At 40.1% G+C, this 18,542-nt stretch carries 17 protein-coding genes; 13 read left to right on the top strand and 4 right to left on the bottom strand.

What is annotated here, in order from left to right:
• Positions 1-10: 10 nt before the first annotated feature.
• From X939_RS0107830 to ruvX, 3 genes are all read right to left on the bottom strand, one after another.
• Positions 11-802, bottom strand: a complete 792-nt coding sequence (locus X939_RS0107830; protein WP_025762706.1) for an amidohydrolase — start codon at positions 800-802, stop codon at positions 11-13.
• 75 nt (positions 803-877) lie between these two features.
• Positions 878-1,465, bottom strand: coding sequence for a peptide deformylase (gene def, locus X939_RS0107825; protein ID WP_025762705.1), 588 nt, complete (start codon positions 1,463-1,465; stop codon positions 878-880).
• 44 nt (positions 1,466-1,509) lie between these two features.
• Positions 1,510-1,923, bottom strand: coding sequence for a Holliday junction resolvase RuvX (ruvX, locus tag X939_RS0107820; protein ID WP_025762704.1), 414 nt, complete (start codon positions 1,921-1,923; stop codon positions 1,510-1,512).
• 190 nt (positions 1,924-2,113) lie between these two features.
• Here ruvX and recJ point away from each other — a divergent pair, with 190 nt between their 5' ends.
• Together recJ and lptB are read left to right on the top strand one after the other, a co-directional pair.
• On the top strand, positions 2,114-3,835 hold the full coding sequence (gene recJ / locus X939_RS0107815; RefSeq protein ID WP_025762703.1) for a single-stranded-DNA-specific exonuclease RecJ: 1,722 nt from the start codon (positions 2,114-2,116) through the stop codon (positions 3,833-3,835).
• A gap of 21 nt (positions 3,836-3,856) precedes the next feature.
• Entirely contained in the window at positions 3,857-4,588 is a 732-nt protein-coding gene (gene lptB / locus X939_RS0107810; protein WP_025762702.1) for an LPS export ABC transporter ATP-binding protein, read from the top strand.
• Between the two features lie 91 nt (positions 4,589-4,679).
• Here the strand turns inward: lptB and X939_RS0107805 are convergent, their stop codons facing one another.
• Positions 4,680-5,063 (bottom strand): helix-turn-helix domain-containing protein, encoded by a 384-nt coding sequence (locus X939_RS0107805; RefSeq protein ID WP_025762701.1) that lies wholly within the window; start codon positions 5,061-5,063, stop codon positions 4,680-4,682.
• A gap of 366 nt (positions 5,064-5,429) precedes the next feature.
• On the opposite strand from X939_RS0107805, the gene X939_RS23590 reads away from it, so the two are divergent.
• From X939_RS23590 to X939_RS0107740, 11 genes are all read left to right on the top strand, one after another.
• Positions 5,430-5,654, top strand: coding sequence for a hypothetical protein (locus X939_RS23590; protein WP_131694725.1), 225 nt, complete (start codon positions 5,430-5,432; stop codon positions 5,652-5,654).
• A gap of 107 nt (positions 5,655-5,761) precedes the next feature.
• Complete coding sequence (locus X939_RS0107800) at positions 5,762-6,421, top strand: hypothetical protein (RefSeq protein ID WP_025762700.1); 660 nt, start codon at positions 5,762-5,764, stop codon at positions 6,419-6,421.
• Between the two features lie 470 nt (positions 6,422-6,891).
• Positions 6,892-7,620 (top strand): hypothetical protein, encoded by a 729-nt coding sequence (locus X939_RS0107790; RefSeq protein ID WP_131694726.1) that lies wholly within the window; start codon positions 6,892-6,894, stop codon positions 7,618-7,620.
• A 17-nt stretch (positions 7,621-7,637) separates the two neighbouring features.
• Positions 7,638-8,867: a TlpA family protein disulfide reductase gene (locus tag X939_RS0107785; protein WP_025762697.1), complete on the top strand. Its 1,230-nt coding sequence runs from the start codon at positions 7,638-7,640 to the stop codon at positions 8,865-8,867.
• A gap of 100 nt (positions 8,868-8,967) precedes the next feature.
• The gene (locus X939_RS0107780; RefSeq protein ID WP_025762696.1) at positions 8,968-9,786 is read left to right on the top strand and encodes a glycosyltransferase; all 819 of its coding nucleotides are present in this window, start codon (positions 8,968-8,970) and stop codon (positions 9,784-9,786) included.
• 62 nt (positions 9,787-9,848) lie between these two features.
• Positions 9,849-10,667 carry a glycosyltransferase gene (locus X939_RS0107775; RefSeq protein WP_198034378.1) on the top strand — a complete coding sequence of 273 codons (819 nt, stop codon included), beginning with the start codon at positions 9,849-9,851 and terminating at the stop codon, positions 10,665-10,667.
• Positions 10,668-10,830: 163 nt separating this feature from the next.
• On the top strand, positions 10,831-13,326 hold the full coding sequence (locus X939_RS0107770) for a peptidase domain-containing ABC transporter (RefSeq protein WP_025762694.1): 2,496 nt from the start codon (positions 10,831-10,833) through the stop codon (positions 13,324-13,326).
• A 105-nt stretch (positions 13,327-13,431) separates the two neighbouring features.
• Positions 13,432-13,659: a hypothetical protein gene (locus tag X939_RS0107765; protein WP_025762693.1), complete on the top strand. Its 228-nt coding sequence runs from the start codon at positions 13,432-13,434 to the stop codon at positions 13,657-13,659.
• 140 nt (positions 13,660-13,799) lie between these two features.
• Positions 13,800-15,170, top strand: a complete 1,371-nt coding sequence (locus X939_RS22935; protein ID WP_025762692.1) for a TlpA family protein disulfide reductase — start codon at positions 13,800-13,802, stop codon at positions 15,168-15,170.
• A gap of 616 nt (positions 15,171-15,786) precedes the next feature.
• On the top strand, positions 15,787-16,962 hold the full coding sequence (locus X939_RS22180) for an HlyD family efflux transporter periplasmic adaptor subunit (RefSeq protein ID WP_198034377.1): 1,176 nt from the start codon (positions 15,787-15,789) through the stop codon (positions 16,960-16,962).
• Between the two features lie 602 nt (positions 16,963-17,564).
• On the top strand, positions 17,565-18,020 hold the full coding sequence (locus tag X939_RS0107740) for a hypothetical protein (protein ID WP_025762690.1): 456 nt from the start codon (positions 17,565-17,567) through the stop codon (positions 18,018-18,020).
• Positions 18,021-18,542 lie beyond the last annotated feature (522 nt).

Genomic DNA, 18,542 nt, shown 5'->3' with positions numbered 1-18,542 from the left:
GCTCAATGGCTTAATCTAATTGAAAAGAATCCGCATCTTTTAAAACAGGAAAGCTCGAACGAATTTCCTGGAGGGGTGCCTTTGTAATTTTGCCCAGGGCTGTTTTGTTCTGATCTTCCAGATCCTTTATGACTTTACCATCGAAGTCAATAAGGATGGAATCGCCCTGATGCCCTACTCCGTGTCCATCTTCCCCTATCCTATTGACTCCTGCTACATAACACTGGTTTTCGATAGCTCTAGCTACGAGTAAGTTACGCCAAGCTGCTGCTCGGGCAGCAGGCCAGTTGGCTACATAAACCAATAAATCGAAGGGGTCGTCGGGAATATTCCTGCTCCATACTGGGAAACGAAGATCATAACATACTAAAGGGGAAATTTTCCAGCCCTTCCAATTTACCATCAAGCGCTCATTTCCTGGGGTGAAATTTTCATGTTCTTTCCCCATACGAAACAGGTGCCGTTTATCGGAGGTCTCGATACTTCCGTCGGGGAAGACGCAAAAAATTCTATTATAAAAGTTCCCTCCTTCCGAAATGGACACACTCCCTATGATCAGTGCCTGAGTGCGCTGAGCCATTTGCCTGAGCCAACGGGTGCTGGTAAAGTTCATCGGTTCGGCAAAACGGGTATCCATGGTGAAACCGGTATTGAACATCTCAGGAAGTAGCAATAGGTCGAATTTCCCCTCAATTTCCGCAATTTTCTCCTCCAGAGAAGCTAGGTTGGCCTGCACATTTTCCCAGTAAAGGTCTGTCTGTACCAAGGCGACAGTCATTTCCGGTGAGGCTGCTGAATTCATAGTATAAGGGTTTAGTTGTTAAAAAAAACGCCGGATATACCGGCGTTGATCGTATGTACTTGGGGGAATTAATCACTATCTCCTCGAGGCAAATTTCATCCGGTAGTCCGAATCCACTTTGCCTTTCGATATATCAGAGAGTTTTTTCTTGATAAACTGTTTCTTAAGGGTAGGCAAATAATCTACAAAGAGTTTGCCAAGCAGGTGGTCGTACTCATGCTGAATGATGCGTGCTGCCAGCCCTTCATATTCTTCGATATATTCGTTCCATTCCAAATCACGGTATTTAATTTTGACTCTTTCAGGCCTAAATACTTCACCACGAATGCCTGGTATGCTCAAACATCCTTCCTCAAAACCCCATTCTTCACCATCTTGTTCTAGGATTTCAGGATTTACAAACACTTTTTTAAAGTCGGCAAGAGACAAGTCGGGCTCATCATCTTCATCGTCTTCGTCGGCCTCACTAAAAGGAGTACCATCCACGACAAACAAACGGATATTCATGCCTACCTGAGGTGAGGCCAGGCCCACTCCGCTGGCATTGTACATGGTCTCGAACATATTATCGGAAATTTCCTTCAAGTCGAACTCTCCCTGTTCAATAAATCGTGTTTCTTTTCTTAGAATCGGGTCGCCGAAGGCAACGATGGGATATATCATGGGTCTTGTAATAATAAGTTTTAAAAGTTTTTGAAGCCGGCCATCTAGCGGCGGCCTTCCATATAGGACTGCAAGATAATGGTAGCACTAATTTTATCGATATTTCCTTTTTCTCTCCTATCGCCCTTTTTACTACCACTTGCAATCATGGCTTGCAAGGCCATAGAAGAGGTGAAACGTTCGTCGTGTTCATGGATCGGTATTTCCGGAAATTTCTTACGAAGCAGCTTAATAAATGCCTTTACCCGGGCTGCGTTTTCACTCTCGGTATTGTCCAGCCTTTTGGGCATACCAACTATAAAAGCTTCTATCGGCTCTCGTTGGGCATATGCTACCAAATAGGATAACAAATCGTGTGACCGAACGGTTTCCAAAGCCGTGGCAATGATCTGCAAAGGATCTGTTACAGCTATTCCCGTTCTTTTGGAACCATAGTCAATAGCGAGCAAACGGGGCATGGTGTCAGTTTTTAATAAATATAGTTTTTACAGAATCTGGAATATCTAAGTTATAGATGCCCATGCATCTAAATTCAACCGGAATAACTCCAAATTCTTTGCAAAGATAAAAGGTTTCCTACAGCTTTCCCCGTTCATGTATGACCAATGGTTTTGAATGACATCATAATAATAGCATTATCTTTGTGGTATGATGGAGAAACGTTGGCTAGTAGCCCCCCAACTAAACGAAGAACAACAGAAAATTGCCGGAGAGCTCCGTGCCTCAATTAATGTAGGTGAAGTATTGGCCACCTTATTGGTACAACGTGGCCTGACCAGCTTTGATGAGGCCAAGGCCTTTTTCCGACCAGACCTCTCCCTGCTTCACGACCCATTTTTAATGCAGGATATGGATCGGGCCGTGGCCCGACTCCAGAAAGCATTCGCCAAAGGAGAAAAAATATTGGTATATGGCGACTATGATGTAGATGGTACGACCTCGGTAAGTTTGTTTTACGGATTTTTGAGCACTTTCTACGATCAGCTGGACTATTATATTCCCGACCGGTATACTGAAGGATATGGAGTTTCGTCCCAAAGCATCGAATGGGCGGCGGCCAACGGCTTCGGTCTTATAGTCACCTTAGACTGTGGCATCAAATCGGTAGACAAAGTCGAAGCGGCCAGCCGCCATGGCATCGACTTCATCATTTGCGACCATCACCGTCCAGGCGACGTACTACCGGCAGCAGTGGCCGTACTGGACCCCAAACGAGACGATTGCCCTTATCCTTATAAAGAGCTCACGGGTTGCGGGGTAGGCTTCAAATTATTACAAGCATTATGTATTGCCGAAAACAAAGATCAAACGCCTCTTTTCGACGCCCTGGATCTACTGGTCATCAGCATCGCTTCGGATATAGTACCCATCACAGGTGAAAACCGAATATTAGCTTACTATGGATTACAGCGTCTGAACACCTCTCCCCGTACCGGCATCAAGGAGCTTATCAAAATAGCGGGTATATCCGGCACACTGGACATTACCAATGTGGTGTTCGGACTAGGCCCCCGTATCAATGCTGCCGGGCGTATCAAGCATGCCAAAGAGGCCGTACGCCTCTTGCTCAGTGACGACCAAGAGGAAGCGGAGGCCTTTGCCGAAGAAATCAACCACCATAATCTGGATCGGCGCAAGTTCGACAGCAGCATCACCGAGGAGGCTCTCGGTATGATTGCCAACGACGACTGGCTCACCCAAGCAAAAAGCACCGTCTTATTCAAGGAAGACTGGCACAAGGGGGTAATCGGTATCGTGGCGAGTCGCTGCATAGAACAATACCATAGGCCTACCATCATCCTCACCCAGTCGCACGGAAAGGCTGCCGGTTCGGCACGCTCTGTCCCTGGCTTCGATGTGTATGAGGCCATAGAGGCTTGTGCCGATCTGTTGGAGCAGTTTGGCGGGCATACTTTTGCAGCAGGACTCACCCTGCCCGTAGAAAATATTCCTGCTTTCCGCAAAAGATTCGAAGAAATCGTAACTTCCCGTATACTGGCAGAGCAGCTCATTCCGTTAATCAACATCGATCTGGTGCTGGAACTGAAGGACATCAGCCCGAAATTTTATAATGTTCTAAAACAAATGGGCCCATTTGGCCCGGGTAATATGACCCCTGTTTTTGTATCGAATCGGGTAAATATCGTAGGCAAGCCTACCATTATGAAGGAGAAACATATCAAGTTTACCGTTCAGCAACCCGGCTCAGGAACCTTTACCGTCATCGCCTTTGGCATGGCCCATTATTATGCCCAACTCGTGAAGGGCGAACCCTTTTCGATCTGTTATTGTATAGAGGAAAATAATTTTCGCGATCAAGTCAGCTTGCAATTATTCCTGAAAGACATCAAATTTAGTGAAACCATATAGTGCCGACCAGCTCAACAGTCCATGATTCTAAAAACTGAAAATCTTGTAAAAAAATACGGTGCCCGATTGGTCAACGACAACGTCAGCTACCAAGTAGAGCAGGGAGAAATTGTGGGCCTCTTGGGTCCCAATGGAGCTGGGAAGACCACCTCGTTTTATATGGCTGTAGGTCTGGTAAAGCCGAACAGTGGGAAGGTGTACCTTGACGACATGGACATCACCAAACTACCCATGTACAAAAGAGCCAGGCTTGGCCTGGGTTACCTGGCCCAAGAGGCCTCGGTATTCCGAACGCTGACAGTTGAAGAAAATATCAAGGCGGTACTGGAAATGAGTGATTTACCCAAAAGCCGCCAGAAAGAAAAAGTGGAAGAGCTCTTGGAAGAATTTCACCTGGAGCATGTCCGCAAAAGCAAGGGCATGGTGCTCTCGGGGGGAGAGCGCCGACGTACGGAAATTGCCCGAGCCCTGGCCGTGGACCCAAAGTTCATCCTGCTCGACGAACCCTTTGCCGGGGTAGATCCCATTGCTGTAGAAGATATACAGAGTATTGTAGCCAAACTGAAGCATAAAAATATTGGAATACTCATCACCGACCATAATGTAAACGAAACCCTGTCGATTACCGACCGGGCTTATCTGCTTTTTGAAGGAAAAATTTTGAAACAAGGGACTGCCGAGGAGCTCGCCGCCGACGAGGTGGTACGCAGGGTCTACCTGGGACAGCATTTTGAACTAAAAAGAAAGGTATAAAACAATCAAGGATGGGCTATGGCCCATTCTTGGCCACAAAAAATCAAGCCGCACCTTCAAGAATTTTACCCTCAGCACCTCCGACAAGATCTTACTCGGAGCTTTGGGTCAGCGTGCTTTTCTGAATCATATGATTCAATCTCAGCAGTTCTTCCCTAATATCGGAATGTTCCACCGCAGTTAATTTGTCCTTGTGATTCTTGTAGAAGATGACCGCTTCCTTTAAATCGGGAACAGTTTCGGTGATCATCAATAATTCTTCCAGTGATATCTGCTCAAATAGAAAAGCCATTAAGGAAATAGGGCAGAGCCCTAGGGCCTCGGCCAAAGGAACGAAGTATTTGAAGGATGGATACGTTTTGTCAAGCTCCCAACTCACATAGGTATTTTGACCGATGCCAAGAAGATCCGCAAGCTCCCGTGTCGAAAAACGCCTGTATTGCCTCAACCGACGAAGTTTATGCCCTATTTTCATGCGTGTTGTGTGTTCTATTTTCCCTGTAGCTGAGTGTATACTATGCTAATATAAGTCACTTATATGGAAAAATCTGCCATGGGTTACCTAAAAATTATTATTCGGTCAAAAATTATAATTGAACCAATAATCGAGGCAAATTGCGCCAATTTTATGCACTATTCTTGTGTATAATTTAATTATACTTGTAACTCAAATGAGTTGTCTCATGCAAAAAACCATTTTATTCTTACCCGCCGCCATTCATATAAAGGACTTAGGCATTATTTTAACTGTTTTAAGCCAAAATATATAGAGCACACCCATTCCCTAAGGATTTTCGAAAGTCAGTAAATATATTTTTTAAACCTTAAATTATTAGAAATCATGAGTTTATCTAGTTTTAGTGCCTTTGCATTGACAAGGGCGGAAATGAAAAATGTTGTTGGGGGAAAAGTTGTTTGTACTGATTTAGGTACAACCACTGATCCAGAAGGATATTGTTATCATTTAGATTCTTGTCAACGAATCAAAAATAAAAAGGTAAAAGAAACTTGGGTTGTATGGACGAAAATATCTCCCTCAAAATGTAAATCTGAACCTATTCCATAATGTTTTTTTGCATATTTATTTTAAATAATTTACGGGGAATAGATTCATATTATCCGTAATGTTAATGGGATAATTTGCTTTTTTGATGTACCCTAATTTACGTAATCATGGCATTAAAACAGTCGATTCTAATTTTAACAATGACTATCCTTACTCTTTTCAATAGTTTTAGAGTGTTTGCTAAAATAAAATATAAGTATGGTGCCGACAATTTTAAAATCGAATCATATGTTTTTTTTAAAAAACACCGAATTCTTGTTGGAAGTATTCGAAATGATCTGAATCAATCGGGTGTAATGTTTGTAATTCCTATGAATACTTCTAATTGTATAAAATTAAAAAAAATTCAATTTTATACAATTCAAAAAGAAGGATTGACTCAAAGTTATCAAGTAAAAATATTCCAAGATTCGTTGGGGAGGCCGAAAGAACATGAGTTTTATACTAGTAGAATTAAAACTACCCATAAAAAAAGTGGATGGAAGAAATTCAAACTTCGTACTAGGATTACTGGAAACTTCTTTATCGGATTTGAGGTAAAACCTAAAAATTCGATTGGCGAACTAGAAATAGGTTTAATTAAAAAGGCTGATAAAGCTTACTTTTTTTCTAAAAGGGAAGATGTTGGATGGGACAAGCAATTATTAAAATTGCCTGGTAATAGTGTAAATCAGCAACAACAATTTGATATAGCAACTAAATATCAAACTATTCTCGATCAGCATATTGAATATCACTTTCCAGCAATTTTGGTAAAAATTCGTTGAATGAGCTTTTGCATTAGCGGAAATACCAACGCTTAATGTTATTATAAACTATCAAATTGACATATGTCAAAGATTTACAAGAGGGAAAATTGATGAATATATGCAGCTAAATAAACTGTTCAGTTTGCCTTGAATAGGTAAAAATTAAGAGTTTATCTAGTTTTAGTGCCTTTGTATTGACAAGAGCGGAAATGAAGAATGTTGTTGGGGGAAGCAATTGTTCCTGTAGTATGACTACAAAAGATGGTAGTCCTAATAGCACTGTAACATACGAGTGGTATTCTTCCTCAAACAGTTGTAGTGATGGTTCTGCCGGAGCCGCATATTGGGAAACAAGTAATGGAGATAGCGGATACACAAAAAGTTCAAGTGTTCCGTGCCAATAATATTTCCATAAACTTTCATTGTTCAATCTATCACCAGATTAATTCAAATAATCTGGTGATAGATCATACTAACTTATAATATATATGAATACTCTGCACATTCTTATACCGTATTTTTTATGTCTTATTTTAAACACGGCCATGGGCAGCACATTAAAACCATCTAAATATGAGTGTGATACAATTTTAGTGGAACGTATTGATGCGTCAGACTTTTTTATGTCTTATAAATTTAGTTCAATCAAAAACGATACGGCCGCTACCAATATAATTCAAAGGGAAGAAAAAAAATTCTTGACCAAAATGGGAATACCTTGGACAGGCTTAAGTAGGAATCAAACTGGATCTATTGCCAATAGGGATAGTTTACTCAAAAATTATGAACATATCATTGATCAACTGAGGGATTCACCTCACCTTATGCTTTATCGTCGATTTTGTTCAGAGTGGTTGGTAAAATATATCTGTGTTTCCAACCTCGAAGCATTTTACGATCTGAGTACTTCTAATAACAGACTGCTATTCTTCTTAAATGAAATGAAAATGAGTGAGAGTAGAAACATTGAACTTGTTTACACCTCCTTTCTAAAACTTCAGTATTGTAATAGTTATAAAAATATCTGTAAAAATTTGAACTATTTTTTACCCTATTATAGAGAAACATTACTAAAAAATGGCAATTACCTAAAGGAAGCAAAAAATGAATTTTCGGGTAGCTTGGAGCATATTTATCTAGAATTGGTAAAAAGACACATGGCAAAAGGAGAATACTTACGGGATTTAGAATTGATGCAAAGTGTCACTTGTAAATAATTTTTCCTACTTTGATTATGAAAAGTCACCTATTGATAATATTCCTGATATTTTCTTTTAATTCGGGACTGGTCATTGCAGATATAGTATCAGCAGACAGCATCCTTGTTCTCACCAATACAACTCCTCATAAGACCGATCCTACTAGGATAATAAAAGGCACAAAAATACAAGATTTAGACGCATTTAAAGGGATTCCTACGCAATGGGATCACTACTCGATCTATCAGCTATCTTTTCAAAATGACTCAATTGCAGATAGGGTCCCAAAGCATTCAAAGTTAAATGTCCTGAGCGGTCTATTAAAAAACGAGAAATATATCATTGCAGATTTAAATCGTGATAATGATTTTTCAGACGATGAAAAATTCGTTTTCCCTATTGTAAAAAGTGCCAGAAAAAAGGCAGTTGATGCTGTTGAAAATATTATGCTAGACTATGAGTATTTTCACAAAGCTATTTTCCGCCGAAAGGTTCCAGTTAAAATTCTTCCTTATGAACCACATTTTCTTTCGGCAATATCAACTGAAGAGTTTTTAGAAGTATATTTTGAAGTCACAAATACCAAACATGCTAATATAGAAATTGATGGTAAAAATTATAACCTCAGTTTTTCCAAATCAGGTGAGGTTGACGCCAATTACTCAAATACCCATTTTAAAATTACTGACAATGATGAGGAAACTAAATTAGCCGTTACCCCTGAACCTAAAATTGGAGATCCGTTCCGGCTTGGTGAGCGTTCAGTTACGATTAAGCATGTATCTTTTTTTGGTGATAGCCTACTTCTGAACATTGAAAAAGAGCCCTACACCTCCGGTATTCGACATCATAATCGATTACCGCAAGAAATCACCCATCTATTGAAAAGCAAAATCGAAGATTCCAGTTTTTTTGATCATGATTATATGCTAATTGATTTCTGGGGAAGTTGGTGCGCTCCCTGCATTCAGGCTATTCCCGACTTAAAGAAAATACATAGCCAATTTGGTGCTTCAAAGGTTTTAGGAATGGTAAGCATTGCATGGGAAAGGAGTAGGGACACCACAAAGCTTCAAAAGTTGATTAAGCAATATAATATGAATTGGCAACATGTGTTTGAAATTGGAGCAATTGACGATCCATTGGTACAACTGTTTCATATTGAAGCATTTCCGACAACCATTTTAATAGACAAGAATATGAACATTTTATACCGAGCAGAAGGATCTGATATGGTATCAAATGTTACCAATTTAATAAAATGATTTAGAATTAATTATAGATGTATAAGTCTCAATAATGGCTTCTTGTAATATTAGTTACATACCGTATTTAAAAATTGAACCATTTTCAAATAGCATGTAAATGTCAATAATAAAAATGTTGAAACCCGAATTCGAAACACTCCCGCTAAATAGCTCCTCTAATCTGACAGTCATTCTTACTATTTGGAAAAGAAACAATCTGCTGGAACAACTGGATTCATTATTTAGCCAAACAGTTAAGCCAAGTGTAATTTGGGTGATTCAGTGCGAGAATCATGTAAACATAAGTCAAATATTCAAATATTACCCCGAAATCAGTTACCTTAAGTCAAGTGTTGACTTGAAATATTTCGGCAGATTTTCATTTGCTCAATATGTAAAAACGAAATATGTGTGGATAGTCGATGATGATGTAATCCCAGGCAAGAAATGGATTGAAAAATGTCTTCATACCTCATCAAGAGGAGATTATATCATAAGTTGTGCAGGAAGAAGGATACCAAACAACTGCTATTTTCTTGGAACTCGAAATGAAATTGAAAAACACTATTTTGGAGATATAACACCTAGCTTTACGTTTCATTTTTGCAAAGAGAATACCCTTGTCGACTTTGGATGTAATGGTTGGTTTTTCCAGGCCGAGTGGATCAAAACATTTTGGCAAGTTCCGCCCTTGACGCTAGACATGTCAGAAGACATGCACCTTTCTGCGGTTTGTAAATTGAAATTAGATGTAAAAACGATTGTTTTAAGTCAAAATAACGAGGAAAATACGGGCAATTTAAAAATTGCCTACGGTCGAGATGAGTTTGCATCTTGGACCAAACGTGGATTTTATGAAAAAAGAGAGGAAGTCTTACATTATCTTATAGACAATTTAGGATGGAAACCAATTTTATGGAATAACAATTATAAATAGAATTTAAAATGAACTTCTATTCAATCAAATATTTTGTTCTAACGAATATTAACAATTTTCTGATGAGATTAGGCAAAATTAGTAGTAGTAAAAGAGTTAGAAATCCTATCGAATTGGACCGAAAAAAGGTATTAAGTAAAGTAAGTGAGATTATAGAAAACCAACATGGTATCCCAACTGTAACAATCATTACCCCCACCACTGGAAGTAAACATCTAAAAAAAGCGGTTGAAAGTATCCAAAATCAGAATTATAAAGACATTTTACACCTAATTGTTGTGGACGGTGAGCATAATTGGAATAATGTCCAAAAAACTATTAACCAACTAAATGCGCCTAATGTGAAGGTTATTATTCTCCCTTACAATACTGGTAAAAATGGAATGAATGGTCACAGAATATATGCATCAATGCCATATTTAATCAATTCTGAATATATTGGATTCTTAGATGAAGATAATTGGTATGAGGCAAATCATTTAGAAACACTAATCGAATTAATTACCAAATTCAATTTGGATTGGTCATATTCAATGAGAAATATTTTTACTGAGGATGGTGACTTCGTTATAGGGGACAATTGTGAAAGTATTGGTGATTATAAACCAATTTCAAATCAAAACAAACTGATAGACACTAATTGCTACCTAATAAAAAGAAACGAATTACTAAAATCAACACAATATTGGTATCACCCCCTTAAAGCAGATAGATACTTCTTCCATCATTTAAAGAAAAATTCGCCCAGTTTTAGATCAACTAAAAAGTTTACAGTTAATTATCGATTGAAGAATGATAAACCACTTTACCCAGATTTTTTCATTAATGGAAATGAAGTAATGTTAAAAAAATTTAATCATAAACTTCCTTGGCTGGTTTAATTTTATAAGAAACACCAAAACCTTTCCCCCACTACCGCCAACTCGATCAAATGGCCAGGATCGCCTGCCCGGTGGGCCCAACCTGCCTTCGTATGGTGGCAATGTATTTTGGATACTTAGTTGATTTTTTTAACTGACAGGGTAATTTTAATTTTATGCACGTATGAAGCCTTTCCCCCACTACCACCAACTCGATCAAATGGATTGCGGCCCCACTTGCCTTCGCATGGTGGCGAAGCATTTTGGGCGGCATTATACGGCGCAAACTTTAAGAGAAAGAGCCAATATTAGTCGGGAGGGGGTTTCGATGCTTGGCATTGCGGAAGCGGCTGAGATGCTGGGTTTTAAAACAGTCGGCGTAAAGGTAACTTTAGATAAACTGCTGGAAGAAGCCCCTTTGCCGTGCATCCTGCATTGGGGACAAAATCATTTTGTAGTTTTGTATGCCGTAAGCAATAGGCCGTATGCCCTAGGCAAAGGTCTTCTTGCGAATATTTGGGGAGGAAGGAAACCTGCTGTTGACCTACCCTTCGACTCCGCTCAGGGTACGGGTTCCGCTCAGGGTGACAGGGTGGATAGGGTTGCACCCTTCGACTCCGCTCAGGGTACGGGTTCCGCGCAGGGTGACGGCCCGACACACGGTGGGGTTAATCCTGCGCCGCAGGGGGAGATTTTCCGTATTGCTGATCCAGCGACAGGCCTTATCACTTATACCCGAGCGGAGTTTGAAAAGAAATGGCTGAGTACCCAGTCCAAAAATGCCAAAGAGGGTGTCGCCCTATTGTTGGAGCCCACTCCTAAGTTCTATCAGGAAGAGGGTGAGCCAGTGAAGGGATTGCAACTGGGACAGCTGATGGGCTACCTATGGCAATACAAAAAGTTGGTAATCCAGCTGGGGCTAGGCATGTTGGTGGGCAGTGGTCTGTCTTTGTTATTTCCCTTTCTCACCCAGTCGGTGGTGGATGTGGGGATAGGCACCCAAAACCTGTCTTTTGTCTATATTGTATTGGTGGCCCAAATGGTACTATTAATCAGTACCTCGGCCGTTGGCTTTCTTCGCAGTTGGATTTTACTACATATCAGCGTACGATTAAACCTGACCATCCTTTCTGAGTTTTTAGCCAAGCTCATGCGGCTACCCGTATCGTTTTTCGATGTCAAACAGTTTGGCGACATCATGCAGCGCATCGGCGACCATCACCGCATCGAGTCGTTTTTGACGGGTCAAACTTTGAGCGTACTGTTTTCACTGGTCAACCTCGTCGTCTATGGCTTCCTGCTTGCCTGGTACGATCTTTCCATATTTACTGTGGCCATCGGCGCTTCTTTCGTATATGCCTTATGGGTGGTGCTATTTTTAAAACAAAGGCGCAAACTAGATACCAAGCGTTTTGATATTTCGTCCAGAAACCAAAGCCAGATCGTACAGCTCATACAGGGCATGCAGGATATCAAACTGGCAGGTGCAGAAACGCCCAAACGTTGGGAATGGGAAAGAACGCAAGCCAGACTTTTCAAATGGAGTGTCAAAAGTCTGTCTCTTTCTCAAATACAGCAAACAGGTGCTTTACTGATTAACAATGGTAAGAATATTTTCATAACCTTTCTGGCCGCTAAGGCGGTTATCGATGGACAACTGACCTTAGGCGGTATGATGTCAGTAACGTATATACTAGGACAGTTCAACGCACCCATCGAACAAATGATTGGTTTTATGCAGTCATGGCAGGATGCACAAATTAGTTTGGAAAGACTCAATGAGGTACATAGTCTCGAAGACGAAGAACCCGCACATATCAAAACCCGCACGGAATGGGATCAAACCAAGGATATCCAAATCGAAAACCTAAGCTACACCTACCCCGGTGCAGGAAACGAACCGGTCTTGCAGGACGTAAATCTTTCGATATTTCATGGCAAAACAACCGCTATTGTGGGGACCAGCGGCAGTGGAAAAACAACACTCTTGAAACTATTATTAAGGTTCTACGAACCTAATAAAGGCAGTTTATTTCTAAACAACTCCAATGAAAATCCCCCTCTACACGATGGTCGAACCGTCGCATCGGAAGGGCTGGGGCCGAACTGGGCTACTGTGCGTTCTAGCGCTCACCGCAGCCCCATAAAATCCATTTCCCACCGAGCATGGCGACAGCAATGTGGCGTTGTGATGCAAGAGGGGTTCCTATTTTCGGATACCATAGCCCGGAATATTGCCATTCATGACGAAGTCATAGACCAGGAAAGGTTGTTTCAAGCCGCACATACAGCCAATATTCATACGTTTATAGAGTCACTGCCGTTAGGTTACCATACCAAAATCGGGGCGGAAGGGAATGGTATTAGTCAAGGACAAAAACAACGGATTTTGATAGCAAGAGCCGTTTATAAAAACCCCCAACTCCTGCTCTTCGACGAAGCGACTAATGCGCTGGATGCCAATAATGAGGCCGTGATCCTACAAAATCTGGCTTCGTTTTTCAAGGGGCGCACGGTGGTAGTGGTAGCTCATCGGTTGAGTACCGTTAAACATGCCGATCAGATTGTAGTACTGGAAACAGGAGTCATCGTTGAAAGAGGAACACATAGTGAACTGGTGGCCTTGCATGGGAAGTATTTTGAGTTGGTTAGTAATCAGTTGGAATTGGCGGCGGGGTAGATTAGGCGGCTGTCTGCGGTCAGCCATCAGACATTTGAGTTATTTTATTACTATGGATTTTCGAAAATCAGCAAATATACTTTTTAACTTAAATTGTTAGAAATCATGAGTTTACAAAGTTTTAGTACCTTTGCATTGACAAGGGCAGAAATGAAGAATGTTGTTGGGGGAGCCGATATTATATGCTATTTCACTGATAAAGCGAACAAAATTTCCTGGTCAGGTGATTGCGGGTCAACCAATATGGATGATTGTTTTTCTTATGCAGGAAAAGCTGCCAATGACTATAATACGAATGCTGGATATCCAGGAGTAGACTATCGTTGTGAGTAAATATAAAATTAATTAAACGAAGTCATACGAATGATCCCTCATTCGTATGACTTGTAAATTCTTCGCCGATGCATTTACTATATAAAGTTTTTTGTTTTGCAGTGCTATTATCTTACCCTGTTTTCGGTCAAAGTACCGTTATGATTTACTCAAATGAGAATGACGCCGTAGGTGAAATAGCGCATCACGAAGATATTTTCGGAAATATGTTTTGGGGGAAACTCCAGAATGACAGAATTATAGATGCTCCCTTTCCAATTACATTCACGTATACTGACGGACAAACGAGAAGAAATGTGTTGGTCATGCCAAACGATACGATCGTTCTTGGGCGTCATAAAACAGGAGGGCATTTGGAAGTAATGAATAAGGATAGCATTTACAATGCTCTGGTCTTACTTACAAAAGAGCCAGGTTTATCCACCGTGTATCATCCGGGTTTTGATATACACAAAACGGAAGATTCAGATTTTAAGCTGATTATCTCAACATTAGATTCCTGTCATTGGAAGCGAAAAGAGGTTGTTTCAAAATTTACTAAGAGTGATTCTGCATATAAATATACTTTGGAAAAGGAACTGGATTATTACCGTATCGTGGATCTTTTGAGACCGTATATTAGCGAAAATACCAATACACTAAATATTCCTAAATGGTATCAGGATACAATTAGGATAATAAAGGACACCGTAACAGATAAGGATTCATTATGGATGGGCGGAAAAGAATATCGGACTGCCATTGTCGCTTTAAACTCCTTCCTATGTAAGGATTCATTGAGGGGCGACGATCCGGCAAATAAATTTTATACCGAATTTAGCTCGGCTTTACTCAACTTTAATGGGATCCAACAAAATTATTTAATGGCATGGCTCTTACAAAAGTACAAGTGGCTGAATCTCCCAGATTTTCAGGAGTATTTAAATAGATTTTACGCAATATGTAGGGATAGGAACCTTTTGGCCTATGTGAAGGACAAAGTAGATAACAACAATTTTGAATACCCTAACAAAATATTAAAGTCAAAGCTAAAAAAACCTGATAATACCTATTCAAGTTGGGAGTCGGTATTAAATAAACATAAGGGTAAAGTAGTGATGGTGACGTTTTGGGCAAGTTGGTGCGGGCCATGTTACTATTATTTGCCATATCTAAAAAAAATAAAGACTCAATATGGCTCATCTGGGTTGGATATTATTAGTATATCCATCGATGAGGATGAAAAGAAATGGAAATCGGGACTTAAACTTTATAATGACAGATTTGGATCCAGCGAACATTATTTAACGAGAAAAAGCAAAAGGAAAGGTAGTCTTAGCCAATTTTTAATGACCAGTAGGTTAACTGAAACCGTTCCTTTGGCAATACCCAATTATGTTCTTTTGGACAGCACCGGAAAAATAATGGTTTCGAGAATGCCGTCGGCCGACGACGAACAAATACACAGAATATTGCAGGTACATATCCCTGAAATGCCAATAGACTCTATCACCATCGGAAAACTGGAATGATGATCTAGTTTTTGTAGGTTGATTCGACCATTTGCACAGTGCAATGGAATAAGTGTTTGTGAAATAGCTCACCTGCTCCGATGGGGAATATATTCATGTAAGATAAAACTGAGAAATTCAACCAATTTTAGCGTCGGAGTTATCATTACATTTAAAAGTACCATTAAGCCAAAATGGCACATCGATTCAGCTGATTCCGCTGATACCTCCTTGTCTTTACCAGCTACAATTGATTTAAAGTCAAATCAATCGGTTATACCCATTGGAGGCATACAAAGTATTGGTTCTGTGGAGATCTATGATGGTGCGCTAGATACGAAAGTAAGGATAATGAAAGACTTAGCTCTATTCCACCAGAGAGTGGTGGTTAAGCAAAAACCAATTAAAATTAACGCTTCCCTAAACTATATGTTGGTTAGGAAAGATGATGACGGCGGTATGGTAATTCACGCTAACTCTGAATTAAATAAAGTGATCAATTGAAATGATAGAAACAAAAATAAGTAATTCTACCACTACCCCATTCCCCGAACTGCACAGCGAGGAAGTACACGAAATTATCAGTCGTCCGCCTCATTAGCTGGTACGGTGGGGAATAACGTTGTTTTTTGGGTTGGTGATGATATTGATTGCCGCTTGCTGGCTGGTTCGTTATCCAGATATAGTACCGGTTCCGTTTACATTAACGGCGAGTAATCCGCCTCGTACCATGATCGTGCGCAGCGAAGGTAAGCTTACCAAGCTGTTGGTGAATGATGGCCAACAAGTGGAATCCGGACAGATTTTGGCATTTACGGAATCCACTGCGAATGCGGAACAAGTACTAGACCTTGAAAATCAGCTCAAGCACTGGAATAAAATCATTAGCCACGGTCAATGGAACTTGGCCAGAGAAGCCTCTATTGGAAACTTTGGCGCATTAGGTGAAATACAAAATGATTTTCAGAGTTTTACACTAAAACTCGCCGAACTAAAATCCTTTTTGGCAGGCGGTTTTTATCTTCAAAAAAGATCCCTACTTGAAAAGGATGTATCGGATTTGAAGCTGATAGAAAGCAATCTGATGGAGCAGCTGGAACTGCAAAAACGAGATTTCAAATTGGCTCAGGAGGAGTTCAATACGCAAGAAATGCTTTTCCAACAAAAAGTAATAGCTCCAATTGAATACAAACGGGAGAAAGCAAAACTTCTGGCGAAGGAATTCCCCCTTAAAAACCTAGCTGCTTCTTTGATACAGAGCGCCTCGTCGCAGACGGCCAAACAAAAGGAAATTCTGGAACTAGACAATGCCATTTCCGAACAGAAAAACAGCTTTCTTCAAACCTTACAGTCACTCCAAAGTAGTATTGCCTCCTGGAAACAGCGTTATATGCTCATTGCGCCGGTGTCTGGCCTAGTTTCCTTCTCTGGCCCTTGGACCGAGCAGCAGTTTTTGACCATTGGCCAAGAGTTACTGACCATAGAACCCATAGCCGGTCAACTCGAAGGGATTGTAAAAATTCCACAGGTTAATTTAGGCAAAATCGTGGAAGGACAAGAAGTATTGATAAAGTTAGATGGCTATCCTTACCGGGAGTTCGGAATGGTAACAGGAAGCCTTACCAAACTGTCGCAAACACCAGGGCGCGACAGTCTGTATTGGGGGTATGTTGCGCTCCCAAGCCAATTAACGACCCGGTATAAGCGTAAGCTAAGCTATCGCAACGGCATGAAAGGTACAGCAGAAATTATTACCGCAGACAAACGGCTTGCAGAACGACTTATTGCCACCATACGAGATGGAGGGAAATGAAAAATGTTGATGGAAGAGGCGACATTGTATGCTATTTCACTGATCAATTATACGAAATTTCCTGGTCAGGTGACTGCGGATCAACCAATATGTGCTCTTTCCGCTCAAAAATAAAACTGAACCAATTATCGAGGCAAATTGAGCGAATTTTATGCACTTTTCTTGTGTATAATTTAATTATACTTGCACCTCAAATGAGTTGTCTCATGCAAAAAACCATTTTATTCTTACCTACAGCCTTTCAATTAAAAGACCTAGGAAACATCGTAACCTTATTAAACCAAGCCAAGCATAGCACATCCATTCCCTAAGGATTTTCGAATATCAGTAAATATATTTTTTAAACCTTAAATTATTAGAAATCATGAGTTTATCAAATTTTAGTGCCTTTGAATTGACGAGGGCGGAAATGAAGAATGTTGTTGGGGGCTACGATTATGTATGTTGTAATGATATGAAATACTGCTTTGCAGATTTTAATGCAGCATATACCTATTGTAGCTCAACTTCGAGTTGTACTAAGTGCGTAGGATTTAATATTTAATTTATTTAAGCACTTTCATCATAAAGACGGAAAGTGCTAATTTTTAATCCTTTAAGCTATGTTAAAATTAAGAGCCTTATCAATTGTTTATGCTTTCGTCCTTCTGGCCTTTACTATTAGGATCGAAGAAGACATTCCCAATAATTCTTGGGAATCCGAATTGTCCATTAATCAAGTCATTTTTGAGACTAATATTATAAATGACTCCTTACTGGCTGATAAATACACTAAAGCTACCTTATTGATTTTAGACTCTCTTAATATATACCATTCCGATTCTTCGGATGCTGCCTATTTACTAAAGGGTAAAATTAGTACAGGGGCATGCTTTACCTCAATAATGAATACTGCTCCACTTGCTTATTGCATAAATATTAAACTTGTGAACTCAAAGACAGGAGCCTTATTTAGGGAAAGAGATATTTTTGTTAAAAACTACCCTGTTCTCTACAATTCTTCAAACCTGCATGATACTATGCTTTTGGCATTGACCAGCCTACTTAAAAACCAATGACTTGAATATCTTTTTTGGGCTTCGAAGGAAATGGCTCCTACCATTTCAACTACATCAACCTGTGTAAATCAAATGAAGTGCTCCATTTGATTTACATACCATATATCAAAAGTTATAGCCACTGATTCCAAAATCCTTAAGATTTCTGAATAAGAAAATGGAAAAAACAATGAGTCCCCCCCATTCCCCGAACTGCACAGCGAGGAAGTACATGAAATTATTAGTAAGCAAATCATACCCATTCCCTAAGGATTTTCGAAAATCAGTAAATATATTTTTAAACCTTAAATCCTTAGCAACCATGAGTTTTTCTAGCTTTAGTGCCTTTGCACTGACAAGGGCACAAATGAAGAATGTTGTGGGGGGAGGGGGACGGATATCGCTGTTTTTGCACCGGAGCAATGAGTGCTTGCTTTACTACAGCTGGCGAAAAGGAAGCGGGTTGGATTTGTAATGATAGCAATCAAGGTGGTGGGTGCACGGTAAGACCTGTTAAATTTATGGTTTACCTTAGAACAAACT

Source organism: Dyadobacter tibetensis Y620-1, assembly GCF_000566685.1.
GTDB lineage: Bacteria > Bacteroidota > Bacteroidia > Cytophagales > Spirosomataceae > Dyadobacter > Dyadobacter tibetensis.
The sequence above is the reverse complement of the archived record's forward strand: the minus strand, read 5'-3'. Positions and strand labels throughout refer to the sequence as shown.

Bases quoted from the DNA above. Each gene is read 5' to 3' on its own strand.
- X939_RS0107830 (WP_025762706.1), bottom strand. From the start codon at position 802: ATGAATTCAGCAGCCTCACCGGAAATGACTGTCGCCTTGGTACAGACA.
- def (WP_025762705.1), bottom strand. From the start codon at position 1,465: ATGATATATCCCATCGTTGCCTTCGGCGACCCGATTCTAAGAAAAGAA.
- ruvX (WP_025762704.1), bottom strand. From the start codon at position 1,923: ATGCCCCGTTTGCTCGCTATTGACTATGGTTCCAAAAGAACGGGAATA.
- recJ (WP_025762703.1), top strand. From the start codon at position 2,114: ATGATGGAGAAACGTTGGCTAGTAGCCCCCCAACTAAACGAAGAACAA.
- lptB (WP_025762702.1), top strand. From the start codon at position 3,857: ATGATTCTAAAAACTGAAAATCTTGTAAAAAAATACGGTGCCCGATTG.
- X939_RS0107805 (WP_025762701.1), bottom strand. From the start codon at position 5,063: ATGAAAATAGGGCATAAACTTCGTCGGTTGAGGCAATACAGGCGTTTT.
- X939_RS23590 (WP_131694725.1), top strand. From the start codon at position 5,430: ATGAGTTTATCTAGTTTTAGTGCCTTTGCATTGACAAGGGCGGAAATG.
- X939_RS0107800 (WP_025762700.1), top strand. From the start codon at position 5,762: ATGGCATTAAAACAGTCGATTCTAATTTTAACAATGACTATCCTTACT.
- X939_RS0107790 (WP_131694726.1), top strand. From the start codon at position 6,892: ATGAATACTCTGCACATTCTTATACCGTATTTTTTATGTCTTATTTTA.
- X939_RS0107785 (WP_025762697.1), top strand. From the start codon at position 7,638: ATGAAAAGTCACCTATTGATAATATTCCTGATATTTTCTTTTAATTCG.
- X939_RS0107780 (WP_025762696.1), top strand. From the start codon at position 8,968: ATGTCAATAATAAAAATGTTGAAACCCGAATTCGAAACACTCCCGCTA.
- X939_RS0107775 (WP_198034378.1), top strand. From the start codon at position 9,849: ATGAGATTAGGCAAAATTAGTAGTAGTAAAAGAGTTAGAAATCCTATC.
- X939_RS0107770 (WP_025762694.1), top strand. From the start codon at position 10,831: ATGAAGCCTTTCCCCCACTACCACCAACTCGATCAAATGGATTGCGGC.
- X939_RS0107765 (WP_025762693.1), top strand. From the start codon at position 13,432: ATGAGTTTACAAAGTTTTAGTACCTTTGCATTGACAAGGGCAGAAATG.
- X939_RS22935 (WP_025762692.1), top strand. From the start codon at position 13,800: ATGATTTACTCAAATGAGAATGACGCCGTAGGTGAAATAGCGCATCAC.
- X939_RS0107740 (WP_025762690.1), top strand. From the start codon at position 17,565: ATGTTAAAATTAAGAGCCTTATCAATTGTTTATGCTTTCGTCCTTCTG.